Raw genomic sequence first — 13036 nt, 5'->3', positions numbered from 1 at the left:
TGGACTGGATCCGTTTACCCGTTCACCGTGAGGAAATGACTGCACATGGCAATTCTGAATATCCGTATCATCGGCGATCCCGTGCTTCGCACGGTTGCCGACCCTGTCACGGATTTCGGGCCTGAGCTGGCCAGGCTCGTTGCCGACATGACCGAAACAATGGAGGACGTGGAGGGCGCAGGCCTGGCCGCGCCCCAGATCGGCGTCAGCCTGCGGGTCTTCACCTACCGGATCGGCGGCGTTGAAGGCCACATCATCAACCCTGTGCTGGAAAACAGTGAAGATTTCCAGCCGGATGAGGTGGAGGGGTGCCTCTCCATCCCCGGCCTGGGCTTCCCGGTCCGCCGTTACCGCAGCACCCGTGTCACCGGCGTCGATATTAACGGGAACCCCGTCTCTGTGGAGGCGGAGGGCATGCTTGCCCGCTGCTTCCAGCATGAGACCGACCATCTGGACGGCATCCTCTTCACTGACCGGCTCGAAGGTGAGGACCGCAAGGCCGCCCTGCGCTCCATCCGCAACGCCAACTATGACTCCATCACCGAACAAACCACCGCCAAGCGCGCCAAGACCGTCGGCTCCAGTTTCGGTGGCGGCAGCTTCGGCGCGGCAACGTCCGGAACCGGCAGCTTCGGCGCTGCCGGATGAGGGTCCTCTTCGCCGGAACACCGTCCGTAGCTGTCCCCTCGCTGGATGCCCTGGTGGCCGCCGGCTTCGAGATCGTCGCGGTGCTGACCCGGCCGGACGCGCCGGTGGGACGCAAGCGTGTGCTCACGCCCTCGCCCGTCGCAGCCCGGGCCGCCGAGCTCGGCATCGACATCATCCACGCGTCCCGGGTGGACACAGCCGTCACCGAACGGATCGGCGAGATCCGCCCCGACGTAGCCGCGATTGTCGCCTACGGCGGGCTGGTGCCCCGCGTGGCCCTCGATATTCCGCGGCACGGCTGGATCAACCTGCACTTCTCGCTGCTGCCGGCCTGGCGCGGCGCGGCCCCGGTGCAGCGGGCCGTCATCGCCGGCGACGACATCACCGGTGCCGTGACCTTCCAGCTCGAGGAGGGACTCGATACGGGCCCTGTCATCGGCACGCTGACCGAAGCCGTCGGGCCGGAGGACACCTCCGGGGCACTGCTTGAACGGCTGTCCCACAGCGGCGCCGTCCTGCTCGCCCAGACGCTGTCCGCCATCGGGTCCGGCGCGGCGTCGCCGCTTCCCCAGGAGGGGGAAGTGAGCCTGGCGCCCAAGCTGACCATCGACGACGGCCGCATCGACTGGTCGGAGCCGGCCCTGTCCGTGGGGCGGCGGGCACGCGGCGTGACACCCGAACCGGGAGCCTGGACCACCCTCGACGGCCAGCGGCTGAAGCTTGAGCCTGTGCGGCTCCGTCCCGACGTCACCGATGTCCAGCCGGGACAGCTGGCGCTGGCCGGCAAGAGCGTGCTGGTGGGGACGGGTTCGCATGCCGTCGAACTCACCAAGGTGCAGCCTGCAGGCAAGAAAATGATGGCCGCCGCCGACTGGGCGCGCGGCCAGGCATCCCTCGAAAGCGTGGTATTCCAATGAGTGATTCCGGCAGAAGCGGATCCGGGCAGGGCCGATCAAGCCGCGGCGGCCAGCGCGGTTCAGGCGCCGGCGGCCAGGGCGGGGGAGGAGCCAGCCGCCGCAATGCGCAGGGCCGGGAACGCAACCGCGGCCCCCAGCGCAACTTCACCGAGAGCGCACCGTCGCAGCGCACCCGCAGGGCAGACCCCGCCAGGCTGGTGGCGTTCGAAGTTCTGCGCGCGGTCGCTGCCGAGGACGCCTATGCCAATCTCGTGCTGCCGGCGCGCATCCGGCAGCATGGCCTCGACCGGCGCGACGCCGGATTCGCCACCGAACTGAGCTACGGGGCGCTGCGGAGCCAAGGCACGTACGACGCCATCCTCGCCCGCTGCGTGGACCGGCCCCTGGACAAGCTGGATCCGGCTGTCCTGGATGCCCTGCGCATCGGGGTCCACCAGCTGCTGGCAATGCGCGTACCCGCACACGCGGCCCTTGACCAGACGGTGGGCCTGGCCCGTGCGGTCATCGGTGCCGGTCCGTCGGCACTGATCAATGCCGTGCTCCGGAAGGTAGCGGCCCGCAGCCTGGACGAGTGGCTTGACGAGCTGGTCGCCGGCGAGCCGGACGAGACCAAGGTTGCGTCCGTCCGGTACGCCCATCCGGAGTGGATTGTCCGGGCCCTGCGGCAGTCCCTGGTGGCACACGGACGCCCGGTCGGCGAAATCAATGATCTGCTGGAAGCCGACAACGCGGCCCCCGTGGTCAACCTGGTGGCCCTTCCCGGGCTGGGAAGCCTGGACGAGGCCCTGGAGAACGGCGCCGTCCCCGGCGAACTGGTGGAAGGGTCAGCGCTCTCCAGCGGCGGTGACCTCGGCCGGCTGGAGTCGGTCCGGTCCGGCACTACGCGCGTGCAGGACGTCGGCTCCCAGTTGGTGGCCAGGGCCCTGGCGGCTGCCAGCCTCGACGCAGGGCGTGCCGAAAACGCAGGGCTTGGCGAAAACGCGGCGGATGCGGAAACCGCCGCAACAGGAGAAGACACCGCCGGGGAGGCCTGGCTCGATCTCTGCGCCGGGCCCGGCGGCAAGGCAGCCCTGCTGGGCGCGCTGGCAAACGAACGGGGAGCCACGCTCCTCGCCAACGAGCCCGCCCCGCACCGGGCCAAACTGGTCAGCCAGGCGCTGTCCGCTGTTCCTTCGGACGTCTGGACCGTCAGGACCGGCGACGGCAGGGAGGTTGGCGCGGAACGGCCTGCCGCTTTTGACCGCGTGCTCGTGGACGTGCCCTGCAGCGGGCTCGGAGCCCTGCGCCGGCGGCCCGAATCCCGCTGGCGCCGCACGCCCAAGGACCTTGCCGACCTGGGGCCGCTGCAGCGCGACCTGCTGAACTCTGCCTTGGCGGCCGTGCGGCCCGGCGGCGTGGTGGCCTACGTGACCTGCTCGCCGCACCCGGCCGAAACCACGGCGGTGGTCAGCGACGTCCTGCGCAAACGGGACGACCTGGAACTCCTGGACGCCGGCAGCGTGCTGGACGCCGTCAGCCTGGGCGGCGGCCTGGGCGCCGGTCACGAGAAGACCGCGCAGCTGTGGCCACACGTCCACAGCACGGACGCCATGTTCCTCGCCCTTATCCGCCGCAAATCCTGACTGCCCAGGAAGTGCTGACTTCCGATTGACTGACCCCGCATCTCCGGACTTCCGTCCCGCGAAAGGACCCCGCATGACGCAGTGCTGCATCAACCCCAGCATCCTCTCCGCCGACTTCGTGAACCTCGAAGCCGAGCTGCAGAAAATCAGCAACGCTGATTCCGTGCATGTGGATGTGATGGACAACCACTTTGTCCCCAACCTCACCCTGGGCCTTCCCGTGGTCCAGCGGATCCAGGCAGTCAGCCCGGTTCCGCTGGACGCCCACCTCATGATTTCCGACGCCGACCGCTGGGCTCCCGGCTACGCGGACGCCGGCGTCGCGTCCGTGACGTTCCATGCCGAGGCCTCGATTGCTCCGGTGAAGCTAGCCCGGGAGCTGCGCGCCCGGGGTTCGAAGGCCGGGATGGCGCTCCGGCCCGCCACGGCGGTGGAGCCGTACCTGGACATGCTTCCGGAGCTGGACATGCTGCTGATCATGACGGTGGAACCCGGGTTTGGCGGCCAGGCGTTCCTTGACCTCACCCTGCCCAAGATCCGCCGCGCCCGCGCCGCGATCGAGGGATCCGGCGTAAACGTTGCCATCCAGGTGGACGGCGGAATTACCGAGGAAACCATCGTCCGTGCCGCAGAAGCCGGAGCGAACGTCTTCGTCGCCGGGTCCGCAGTGTATGGCGCCGCGGATCCGTCCGGAGCCATCGACCGGCTGCGCAAGGCCGGCAGCCTTAAGCCCTAGGTCCTCAGGGGCAAGCGTCATGGGGGCACAACCGGTCTCCATGACGCCGGAATGACGGACCGCAGCGGGAATAGCCTGGGCATGCGCCAAGTTGTGTCAGAATAGCAACACACAATACGTGCTCCGGGGTCGGTGTAAGTCCGAACCGGCGGTGACAGTCCGCGACCCGCGAGCCGGTGGTTCCTTTACGGAAGCCCGGCGGACGGTTGAACTGGTGAAATTCCAGTACCGACAGTTAAAGTCTGGATGAGAGAAGCACGTACAGCTGTACTTGTGGCGTTCCACAACGCCGCTGCGTTTCGCTGTCGTACACCCCCGGAGCACTCTCGGCTCTTGAGGGAAGGAACGACACGCACGCATGGACATCCTGCGTTGGCTCTTCGAGGCACAGATTCCCGTTGGCGGATCGGTGCTTATTCTCCGCGAAGTGCTGGGAAACATTTTTGGCCTGGCCAGTGCCCTCGGCGGCATGCGGCGCAAGGTCTGGGCATGGCCGGCCGGCATCGCGGGCAACCTTCTGCTCCTGACGGTCTTCCTGGGCAACGTCTTCGGCTCCGCCACGCCGGCCACGCTCTGGGGCCAGGCCGGGCGGCAGGTCATGTTCATCATCGTGGCCATCTACGGGTGGCAGCGCTGGCGGCAAAGCCGCCGGGCGGCAGGATCCTCGACGGCGATCGCGCCCGCCTGGGCCAGTGCCAGGACCCGGGTGGCGCTGGTACTCGCGCTGGTGGCCGGAACCGCCGCCCTCACTCCGCTCTTCGATTCCCTGGGTTCCTACCCGCCTGTGTGGGCGGACGCCTGGACCTTCATGGGCTCGCTCCTGGCCACCTACGGCATGGCCCGCGGCTGGACGGAGTTCTGGCTGATCTGGGTTGCCGTCGATGTGGTGGGCGTTCCGCTGCTCTTCAGCGCCGGATACTTCGCCAGCGCCTTCATGTACCTGTTCTACGGATTCTTCACCCTGGCCGGCTTCATCGTCTGGTGGCGGGCGTCCCGGACACAGGCCGCGGCGGACGCGTCCAAGGTCAAGGTTGAGACCGCCTTCCCGGACCCGGCGGTGTCCAAGTGACTGCTGCCCAGAACCCGATCTCGGCCTTCACCGCTGCTGAAGCAGCCGCCATGGACACTGCCCTGGAAGCCGCGCTGCAGGGACCCCGGGGGGCCAATCCGCTGGTGGGCGCCGTCGTCGTCGGACCTGACGGCCGCCAGCTGGTGACCGGATACCACCGCGGTGCCGGCACCGCGCACGCAGAAGCCGACGCGATAGCGGCGGCGGCCAGCGCCGGCGTCGACCTTCACGGGTCCACCATGGTGGTCACCCTGGAACCGTGCAACCATGTGGGCCGTACGGGGCCGTGCGCGCAGGCCATCATCGACGCCGGGATAGCGAACGTCGTGTACGCCGTCGACGACCCCCATGACCCCGCCGCCGGCGGGGCCGCCACCCTGCGGGCGGCGGGCGTCAGCGTGCGCAGCGGACTGGCCGCCGAGCGTGCGCTGGAGCTGAACCGGCGCTGGTTCCAGGCGGTCGACGCCAAGCGCCCCTTCGTCACCCTGCACATCGCCCAGACCCTGGACAGCCGGATTGCCGCCGAGGACGGCACCAGCCAGTGGATATCCAGCCCGGAGTCGCTGGCGGACAACCACGGCATCCGGAACCGGATCGACGCCATCCTGGTTGGAACGCAGACCGTGCTCGTGGACAACCCCCGGCTGACAGCGCGCGACGCCAACGGCGACGCCACCGGAAAACAGCCGCTGCGCGCGGTCATGGGACTTCGCGATGTGCCGGCGGACGCTGCCGTGCGCGGCGACGACGGCAAGGTCCTCCACCTTCCCACCCGGGACCCGCGCAAGGCTCTGTCCGTCCTGTTCGCCGCCGGCACCAGGCACGTCATGGTGGAAGGCGGATCGCGGATCCTCAGCGCCTTCCTCGCCGAGGGCCTCGTGGACGAACTCATCGTCTACCTGGCGCCCACGCTCCTGGGCTCCGGAACGCCGGCCCTCAACGGCCTCGGCATCGGAACGCTGGCGCAGGCGCAGCGCTGGGCATGGGACGCAGCGTCCGGCGGCGCGGTCCAGTTCCTGGGCAGGGACCTGCGCCTTCATCTGCTCCCGGAGGAAGCCACCGTGCCCCACCGGACCCAGGACACGCCCGCAGCGGCACAGTCACCATCACCTCAACCAACGTCAACCGATTCACTACCTGTCCGCACAGCAGCGGACACAGCCATGGGAGGCTACTGATGTTCACCGGAATTATCGCGGAACAGGGAAAGGTCCTCTCCGTGGACCGGAACGGGGACACAAGCGCAACGCTGCGCCTGCACGCCCCCGGCACGGCTGACGGCCTGCCGCTGGGCGGCTCCATCGCCGTCAACGGCGTCTGCCTCACCGCCACGGCCATCGACGGCAAGGACTTCAGCGTCGACGTCATGGGCGAGACACTCATCCGCAGCACCATCGGCGAGCTTGCGGCGGGCGATCCCGTCAACCTGGAACGCTGCGTCCCCGCCGGCGGGCGCCTTGACGGCCATGTGGTCCAGGGGCACGTGGACGGCGTCGGCGAACTGCTCGAACGCGAGCCGCAGGGAAACTGGGAACGGCTCCGGTTCGGTGTGCCCCAGCGGCTTGCGCGCTACATCGCGGAAAAGGGCTCCATCGCCATCGACGGCGTCTCCCTCACCGTCACCGCGGTCAGCCCGGCAGCCGAGACGGCGCCGTGGTTCGAGGTGGGGCTTATTCCCACAACCCTGGCCGACACCGGCCTCGGGGCCAAGCCGGCCGGCGCCAGGGTCAACCTTGAGGTGGACGTGCTGGCCAAGTACACCGAGCGGCTCCTCGCTTTCCGCACCGACGGCACGGGGTTCGGCACTGAAGCCCCGGTTGTTACTGAAAGCGGGGTTCAGCTGTGAACGGCACGGCAAAGCTTGACGCCGCGGTCTCTGGCGGCATGGCCTCTGTTCCCCTGACGCTGGATCCGATTGAGGACGCTGTCCGCGCCATGGCGGCCGGCCGGCCGGTGCTGGTGGTGGACAACGAAGACCGGGAAAACGAAGGCGACATCATTTTCGCGGCCCAGCACGCCACGCCCGCTCTCATGGGCTGGACCATCCGGTACAGCTCCGGCGTCATCTGCGTGCCGCTCGACGGCGTCCGGGCCGACGCGCTGGAACTGCCGCCCATGGTGGAGGTCAACCAGGATTCGAAGGGCACCGCCTATACCGTCTCCTGCGACGCCGCCACCGGCGTCAGCACCGGCATCTCGGCCACCGATCGGGCCCTCACCGCACGCGTCATCGCCGATCCGGCCAGCGGCCCGGACACGCTGACCCGCCCCGGGCATATTTTTCCGCTGCGGGCCGTTAATGGGGGAGTGCGTGAACGCCCCGGCCACACCGAAGCGGCCGTCGACCTCTGCCGGCTCGCCGGCCTGGAGCCGGTGGGCGTGATCGCCGAAGTTGTATATGACGACGGGGAGATGATGAGGCTGGACGGACTCCGGGTATTCGCTGCCGAACACGGCTGCCCCTTGATCTCGATCGAGGACCTGGTTGCCTATCTGGGAGCTGACCACCGTGTATCTTCACAGGAGAGCACTTTGGAAGTCAGTCCGGCCGCAGAAGGGGAAACACGATGACGGCATTTCAAACAGCGGAGCCGGGCAGCAACGGCCGGCAGCCGCATCCGGTGAGCAGCGGCCCGGTGGTCCAGCTGCCCACGGCGTTCGGTAATTTCGTGACACAGGCCTGGACCGATCTGGTGACCGGCGCCGAACACCTTGCGGTCAGCTCCCCGAGTGCGCCCAAGGACGGGAAGGCGCCCCTGGTGCGCCTGCACTCGGAATGCCTCACCGGCGATGTCTTCGGCTCCTACCGGTGCGACTGCGGCGAGCAGCTCGCCTACGCGCTGGAGCTGATCGCCGAGAACGGCGGAACGCTGCTGTACCTCCGCGGCCAGGAAGGCCGGGGGATCGGGTTGGCCAACAAGATCAAGGCCTACGCCCTGCAGGAGGCAGGGTTCGACACCGTCGAGGCCAACGAGCAGCTGGGACTGCCCGTCGACGCCCGCTGCTACAAGGCCGCGGCGCAGATCCTGGCCGAGATGGGCCTGCACGAGATCCGGCTGCTGAGCAACAACCCGGACAAGCAGAACCGCCTGGCCGTCGCCGGCGTGAAGGTCGTCGAGATGGTTCCCACCGAGGTGCCGTCCCGGGAGCAGAACCTCAGGTACCTGCAGACCAAAAAGGACCGGATGGACCACCTCCTGACGCTCGACACCGAGACCGCGGGCCTGCCCCGCACCGGCACCGACACTTTTGACCACGAACAAGACTGAACGGATCACGAAGACTTCATGAGCGGACACGGCGCACCCCAGATTGACCTCACCACCCTCGACCCCGCGGAAACCTCGCAGCTCAAGCTGGCGATCGTGGCGGCAAGCTGGCACACGCAGATCATGGACGGCCTCCTGGACGGCGCCCTGCGCGCGGCCAAGGACGCCGGCATCAACGAGCCGACGGTGCTGCGCGTCCCGGGCAGCTTCGAGCTCCCCGTCGCCGCCGCGCGGCTGGCTCCGCACTTTGACGCCGTGGTCGCCCTCGGCGTCGTCATCCGCGGCGGAACGCCGCACTTCGACTACGTCTGCCAGGCCGCGACGTCGGGACTGACCGACGTGAGCGTCAGCACCGGCGTGCCGGTCGGGTTCGGCGTGCTGACCTGCGACACGGAAGAGCAGGGCCTCGACCGCGCCGGCCTGCCCGGTTCCTCCGAGGACAAGGGGCATGAGGCCGTCACCGCCGCACTGTCCACGGCACTGCTGCTCAAAAACTACTAAATACTCGAGCACTACTAACGGAACATTTCCCCAGTTCAGGGGCGCTGCGGGGATGCGGGCGCAAGCATGCACCGTGTGTAATCGCTCACATCCCCGCCGTCATGGAACTGCCCGACAGGCGGGCCCCGGCCCCGAGCAAGTAGGCTGGAGGGCGTGAAGAATTTCGAGACGCTGTTCGCAGAACTGAGCGAGAAGGCAGCGACCCGCCCCGAGGGCTCCCGCACCGTCGCCGAACTGGAGTCGGGAATCCACGGCATCGGCAAGAAAGTCGTGGAGGAAGCGGCTGAAGTCTGGATGGCCGCAGAGTACGAATCCGACGAAGCCGCCGCCGAGGAGATCTCGCAGCTCCTGTACCACCTGCAGGTCCTGATGCTCGCCAAAGGACTCAGCCTGGAAGACGTCTACAAGCATCTTTAGCCGCCTCCGCGTGGCCCCGCTTGCCTGACCCAAACTTCCAAACCAGAAAGACCTCCTAATGCTGCGTGTAGCCGTACCCAACAAGGGATCCCTGTCCGAAGCCGCCTCCGCCATGCTGTCCGAGGCGGGCTACCGCCAGCGCCGGGACAACCGCGAGCTGGTCATGGTGGACCCCGACAACGACATCGAGTTCTTCTTCCTCCGCCCCCGGGACATCGCCGTTTACGTCGGACAGGGAACGCTCGACGTCGGAATCACCGGCCGCGACCTCCTGCTGGACGCGCAGGTGGAAGCTGAGGAACTGCTTCCGCTCGGCTTCGCCGCCTCAACGTTCCGTTTCGCCGGACCGATCGGGGACTTCAGCGTTGTGGAGGAACTCGAAGGCAAGCGCCTCGCCACCAGCTACGACGGCCTCCTGCGCGACTACCTGGCCGAGCGCGGCATCAAGGCGAAGGTGGTCCGGCTGGACGGCGCGGTGGAATCCTCCGTGCGCCTCGGCGTCGCGGACGCCATCGCCGACGTCGTCGAAACGGGCAACACCCTCAAGGCCGCCGGCATGGAGATCTTCGGCGAGCCGATCCTCAAGTCCGAGGCAGTACTCATCCGCCGCACCGGCGAGGGCGGCGCGGCCAACGGCACGGCCAAGGAAATCGACGTCCTGATCCGCCGCCTGCAGGGCGTCCTGGTGGCGCGCCAGTACGTGCTCATGGATTACGACATCCGCAAGGAGCTCGTGGAGCAGGCCGCAGGCCTCACGCCGGGCCTGGAATCACCCACCGTCTCGCCGCTGCGCGATTCCGACTGGGTGGCCGTACGCTCCATGGTGCCCAAGAAGGAAACCAACCGGATCATGGACGAGCTGTACGACCTCGGCGCGCGCGCCATCCTGGTCAGCAGCATCCACGCCTGCCGGATCTGACCCGGTTTTCCTTAACAGCACAACCTCAGCAGTACAACAGGAGAAGTCATGGCTGTAGCCGTCCGCGTTATTCCCTGCCTGGACGTTGATGCCGGCCGCGTGGTCAAGGGCATCAACTTCGAAGGCCTCCGCGACGCCGGGGACCCCGTGGAACTGGCCCACCGCTACGACAACGCCGGCGCCGACGAACTCACCTTCCTCGATGTGACCGCCTCCTCCGGCAACCGGGAAACGACGTTCGACGTCGTCCGCCGCACCGCCGAGGAAGTGTTCATCCCGCTGACCGTCGGCGGCGGCGTCCGCGGCGTGGCCGAGGTGGACAAGCTGCTGCGCTTCGGCGCCGACAAGGCATCGATCAACACCGCAGCCGTGGCCCGTCCCGACGTCATCGACGAAATCACCCGGCACTTTGGTTCCCAGGTGCTGGTGCTGTCCGTGGACGCACGGCGCGTCCGTCCCGGCTCCCAGCCCACGCCGTCGGGCTTTGAAGTGACCACCCACGGCGGCCGCCAAGGTACCGGAATCGACGCCATCGCCTGGGCCAAGGAAGCGGCGGACCGCGGGGTGGGTGAGATCCTGTTGAACTCCATCGACGCCGACGGCACCAAGGACGGCTTCGACCTCGAGCTCATCCGGCTGGTCCGGTCCGCTGTCAAGGTTCCGATCATCGCATCCGGCGGCGCCGGCGAACCAGCGCACTTCGCGCCTGCCGTGCAGGCCGGAGCGGACGCCGTCCTCGCTGCCTCCATCTTCCACTGGGGCCCGGACGACATGATGTCGCAGGTCAAGACCGCAATCCGCGACGCCGGCTTCGAGGTCCGCTGAGGTCCGCTGCTTGAGCTTGTAGAAACCGGATTTCGACAAGCTCAAGCACCGGAGCAGTTACAGCCCTACTTCGGCTGACTGGAGGAGGGCGACGGCGTCTGGCTGGCCTTCGAAGGTCACCAGCGCGTGGCGCGTGCGGCCGTGGGCGTGCATCAGCAGCTCACCGGGCTCCCCGACGATGGCCACGGACACCGGAGCCCGCTTGGCCACGTGGCGGGGGCCGGAGGGACTGACCAGGACGATGCCCAGGTCCACGCCGCGGTACAGGATGGCGGCACGCTTGACCAGCTCATCCCACAGGGCATCAGAGTATTCCTCGTCGAGGGCGCGGGGTGCCCAGCGGTCAACGGCGCGCCGGACGTCCTCCGTGTGCACGAAGTATTCGATCAGGTTGGAGCTCTCATCCAGCGCCTTGATCTTCAGCGGCGAGAGCGGAGGCGGTCCCGCGCGGAAGGAGTTCACGAGCTTGGCGTAATCGTCGGCGGTCCTGAGTTTTGCGGCCAGGCGGGCGGTGGCCTTGTCTGAGGCCTTGGACAGGCTCTTAATAATCAGGCCCAGCCCAACGGCGGCCTTCCGCTCGCGCAGGTAGAGGTGAGCTGCGAGGTCCCTGGTCTTCCAGCCTTTGCAGAGCGTGGCGGAATCAGGGCCGGCCGCCAGCAGGGTCTCGGCCAGGACTTCTCGGGACGGGTCGACGAAATGCATCACTTGGAAAACTAGCACGTCCGCCGGGGAGTTGCGCAGTCTGTGGGTACCGGGGAATTTGTGCCCCTGTTCACGCTGGTCCCGGGCAGTTCCCGAATCCGGCGACGCTTCAAGAAACCCCAAGCTTTTTCCAAGCTGGTCCACCAAGTATGGGCAGGGGGGAGTGCACGCAACTGGCTCCAGCGCATCATCAGACGCTTTTAGGTCTGCTTCCGGGGAGTGAGCGGAAAGGCTGCAGTGGAGCGAACAACAAAACTCCATCTGTGGCGTGAGGAAATGAAATGAGCACTCTCAAGAAAATGGGCACACTGGGCAGCCTCGGGCTGCTTGTTTCGGGCAGTCTGATCTTCGGTTCGGCTAACGCCGCCACAGCGGCGACGTGCCGCACGGGCCTGGCCGCCCCCAGCAGCACAACCTTCACCGGGACGCTCGTGACGGCCACCAACTTCGAGGGAAACACCCTGTCGCCGTTCACCAGAAGCGTCTCGGGGACCGGAACGGTGGCGGTGACGAGCCCCAAGGCGCACTCAGGAACGTGTTCGGTCCGAATCCGTGCGACTGACACATCAGGTTCAATAGCGAAAATGTATGTGGGACTGACCGCCGGAACAAAGCGGGCCAGCGCTGATGCCTGGGTGAACATCACCACCGGCGGCCTTGCCGGCAACAATGTGCCGTACGTCCGGTTCTTCTCGGGTTCCACCCGGGTGGCGGACGTCTTCCGCAACAACGCCAACGGAGAGCTGTGGCTGCGGACCGCAAATCCCAACGGTACGGTCTCCTACGCCAGGCTCCAGGCCGCCAGCGTTCCGCTGAACACCTGGCAGCATGTCAGGATGCAGGTGCGGGCGGACGGCGCCAGGTCTTCCATCCAGGTGTGGTTCGGAACCGTCCAGGTGTTCAACAGGACAGTGAACCTGCCTTCGACGACCCTGAGCAGGGTCCAGTTTGGTGCGGAGCACCCGCGCCAGATGGGTGACAGCTACGTCGACGACGTCGTTATCAAGCGTTCCGCTTCCTGACCGGGTTCCTGACCGGACCAAAATACTCTCTCCCCTTGAATGTGGCTGGCCGCACGGCCCGCAGGTGGCTCAAAGCCCCTGCGGGCCGTGCGGTTGTGTCCAGGGGGGCGGGGAGGCCGGGGGCGTTTGTGCCAGCGTCCCGGGATGGGCACTAGACTTGACGTGATGTCTGAGCAGCCCGCCCCCAGCCCCGCCCCCGCCCCTGCCGCCGGTGCCTCGTCCCCCGACGCCGGTTCCGACGCCGGCGAAAGCCTGCTGCCGGGGAGCCCGCTTCCGGCCGGGATTGCCTCGGCGCTGAAACGGGACGGGGCCGGACTCGTCGCCGCTATCGTGCAGCAGTTCGACACCAACGAGGTCCTCATGCTGGGCTGGATGGACGACGACGGCCC

Annotated in this window: 16 protein-coding genes and 1 riboswitch; of the genes, 15 read left to right on the top strand and 1 reads right to left on the bottom strand. The window is 67.6% G+C overall.

All coding sequences use genetic code 11. The features are described 5' to 3' along the window. Positions 1–45 precede the first annotated feature (45 nt). The 13 genes from def to hisF all read left to right on the top strand — a co-directional run bounded on the left by def (position 46) and on the right by hisF (position 10923). Positions 46–648 carry a peptide deformylase gene (def, locus tag ARGLB_RS09370; protein ID WP_003801545.1) on the top strand — a complete coding sequence of 201 codons (603 nt, stop codon included), beginning with the start codon at positions 46–48 and terminating at the stop codon, positions 646–648. Next, positions 645–1565: a methionyl-tRNA formyltransferase gene (gene fmt / locus ARGLB_RS09365; RefSeq protein ID WP_043418609.1), complete on the top strand. Its 921-nt coding sequence runs from the start codon at positions 645–647 to the stop codon at positions 1563–1565. The genes def and fmt overlap by 4 nt, the downstream gene beginning before the upstream one ends. Further along, the gene (locus tag ARGLB_RS09360; protein ID WP_003801542.1) at positions 1562–3187 is read left to right on the top strand and encodes an RsmB/NOP family class I SAM-dependent RNA methyltransferase; all 1626 of its coding nucleotides are present in this window, start codon (positions 1562–1564) and stop codon (positions 3185–3187) included. Before fmt ends, ARGLB_RS09360 begins: the two co-directional genes overlap by 4 nt. A gap of 73 nt (positions 3188–3260) precedes the next feature. Further along, the gene (rpe, locus tag ARGLB_RS09355) at positions 3261–3923 is read left to right on the top strand and encodes a ribulose-phosphate 3-epimerase (protein WP_003801541.1); all 663 of its coding nucleotides are present in this window, start codon (positions 3261–3263) and stop codon (positions 3921–3923) included. A gap of 114 nt (positions 3924–4037) precedes the next feature. Beyond that, positions 4038–4186, top strand: a riboswitch (FMN riboswitch). 95 nt (positions 4187–4281) lie between these two features. Next, positions 4282–4992 (top strand): nicotinamide riboside transporter PnuC, encoded by a 711-nt coding sequence (pnuC, locus tag ARGLB_RS09350; protein ID WP_003801539.1) that lies wholly within the window; start codon positions 4282–4284, stop codon positions 4990–4992. A gap of 50 nt (positions 4993–5042) precedes the next feature. Continuing rightward, positions 5043–6170 carry a bifunctional diaminohydroxyphosphoribosylaminopyrimidine deaminase/5-amino-6-(5-phosphoribosylamino)uracil reductase RibD gene (ribD, locus tag ARGLB_RS09345; RefSeq protein ID WP_083839632.1) on the top strand — a complete coding sequence of 376 codons (1128 nt, stop codon included), beginning with the start codon at positions 5043–5045 and terminating at the stop codon, positions 6168–6170. Continuing rightward, on the top strand, positions 6170–6838 hold the full coding sequence (locus tag ARGLB_RS09340) for a riboflavin synthase (protein WP_003801535.1): 669 nt from the start codon (positions 6170–6172) through the stop codon (positions 6836–6838). The genes ribD and ARGLB_RS09340 overlap by 1 nt, the downstream gene beginning before the upstream one ends. 38 nt (positions 6839–6876) lie before the next feature. Then, a complete protein-coding gene (gene ribB, locus ARGLB_RS09335) occupies positions 6877–7563 on the top strand; it encodes a 3,4-dihydroxy-2-butanone-4-phosphate synthase (RefSeq protein WP_085929196.1) in 687 nt (228 codons plus the stop codon). Next, positions 7560–8261: a GTP cyclohydrolase II gene (gene ribA / locus ARGLB_RS09330; protein WP_003801530.1), complete on the top strand. Its 702-nt coding sequence runs from the start codon at positions 7560–7562 to the stop codon at positions 8259–8261. The genes ribB and ribA overlap by 4 nt, the downstream gene beginning before the upstream one ends. Positions 8262–8279: 18 nt before the next feature. Beyond that, positions 8280–8762 (top strand): 6,7-dimethyl-8-ribityllumazine synthase, encoded by a 483-nt coding sequence (ribH, locus tag ARGLB_RS09325; protein WP_003801528.1) that lies wholly within the window; start codon positions 8280–8282, stop codon positions 8760–8762. 153 nt (positions 8763–8915) lie between these two features. Continuing rightward, positions 8916–9179: a phosphoribosyl-ATP diphosphatase gene (locus tag ARGLB_RS09320; RefSeq protein WP_003801526.1), complete on the top strand. Its 264-nt coding sequence runs from the start codon at positions 8916–8918 to the stop codon at positions 9177–9179. Positions 9180–9237: 58 nt separating this feature from the next. After that, positions 9238–10098, top strand: coding sequence for an ATP phosphoribosyltransferase (hisG, locus tag ARGLB_RS09315; protein WP_003801524.1), 861 nt, complete (start codon positions 9238–9240; stop codon positions 10096–10098). A 48-nt stretch (positions 10099–10146) separates the two neighbouring features. Further along, positions 10147–10923, top strand: coding sequence for an imidazole glycerol phosphate synthase subunit HisF (gene hisF, locus ARGLB_RS09310; RefSeq protein ID WP_003801522.1), 777 nt, complete (start codon positions 10147–10149; stop codon positions 10921–10923). Positions 10924–10980: 57 nt separating this feature from the next. On the opposite strand, the gene ARGLB_RS09305 is transcribed toward hisF, so the two are convergent. Continuing rightward, positions 10981–11625 (bottom strand): TIGR03085 family metal-binding protein, encoded by a 645-nt coding sequence (locus tag ARGLB_RS09305; RefSeq protein ID WP_043418603.1) that lies wholly within the window; start codon positions 11623–11625, stop codon positions 10981–10983. Between the two features lie 281 nt (positions 11626–11906). On the opposite strand from ARGLB_RS09305, the gene ARGLB_RS09300 reads away from it, so the two are divergent. Together ARGLB_RS09300 and ARGLB_RS09295 are read left to right on the top strand one after the other, a co-directional pair. Then, on the top strand, positions 11907–12647 hold the full coding sequence (locus ARGLB_RS09300; RefSeq protein WP_003801518.1) for a hypothetical protein: 741 nt from the start codon (positions 11907–11909) through the stop codon (positions 12645–12647). A 165-nt stretch (positions 12648–12812) separates the two neighbouring features. Continuing rightward, the coding region (locus ARGLB_RS09295) for a phosphoribosyl-AMP cyclohydrolase (protein ID WP_043418600.1) at positions 12813–13036 on the top strand (224 nt) is incomplete at its 3' end.

It is taken from the genome of Arthrobacter globiformis NBRC 12137, from assembly GCF_000238915.1.
GTDB classification, from domain to species: domain Bacteria; phylum Actinomycetota; class Actinomycetes; order Actinomycetales; family Micrococcaceae; genus Arthrobacter; species Arthrobacter globiformis.
This window is presented reverse-complemented; position numbering and strand designations above follow the sequence as displayed.

Bases quoted from the DNA above. Each gene is read 5' to 3' on its own strand.
- ribB (WP_085929196.1), top strand. From the start codon at position 6,877: ATGGCCTCTGTTCCCCTGACGCTGGATCCGATTGAGGACGCTGTCCGC.
- ribA (WP_003801530.1), top strand. From the start codon at position 7,560: ATGACGGCATTTCAAACAGCGGAGCCGGGCAGCAACGGCCGGCAGCCG.
- ribD (WP_083839632.1), top strand. From the start codon at position 5,043: ATGGACACTGCCCTGGAAGCCGCGCTGCAGGGACCCCGGGGGGCCAAT.
- ARGLB_RS09360 (WP_003801542.1), top strand. From the start codon at position 1,562: ATGAGTGATTCCGGCAGAAGCGGATCCGGGCAGGGCCGATCAAGCCGC.
- ARGLB_RS09340 (WP_003801535.1), top strand. From the start codon at position 6,170: ATGTTCACCGGAATTATCGCGGAACAGGGAAAGGTCCTCTCCGTGGAC.
- hisG (WP_003801524.1), top strand. From the start codon at position 9,238: ATGCTGCGTGTAGCCGTACCCAACAAGGGATCCCTGTCCGAAGCCGCC.
- fmt (WP_043418609.1), top strand. From the start codon at position 645: ATGAGGGTCCTCTTCGCCGGAACACCGTCCGTAGCTGTCCCCTCGCTG.
- hisF (WP_003801522.1), top strand. From the start codon at position 10,147: ATGGCTGTAGCCGTCCGCGTTATTCCCTGCCTGGACGTTGATGCCGGC.
- ARGLB_RS09300 (WP_003801518.1), top strand. From the start codon at position 11,907: ATGAGCACTCTCAAGAAAATGGGCACACTGGGCAGCCTCGGGCTGCTT.
- rpe (WP_003801541.1), top strand. From the start codon at position 3,261: ATGACGCAGTGCTGCATCAACCCCAGCATCCTCTCCGCCGACTTCGTG.
- ribH (WP_003801528.1), top strand. From the start codon at position 8,280: ATGAGCGGACACGGCGCACCCCAGATTGACCTCACCACCCTCGACCCC.
- pnuC (WP_003801539.1), top strand. From the start codon at position 4,282: ATGGACATCCTGCGTTGGCTCTTCGAGGCACAGATTCCCGTTGGCGGA.
- ARGLB_RS09305 (WP_043418603.1), bottom strand. From the start codon at position 11,625: ATGCATTTCGTCGACCCGTCCCGAGAAGTCCTGGCCGAGACCCTGCTG.
- def (WP_003801545.1), top strand. From the start codon at position 46: ATGGCAATTCTGAATATCCGTATCATCGGCGATCCCGTGCTTCGCACG.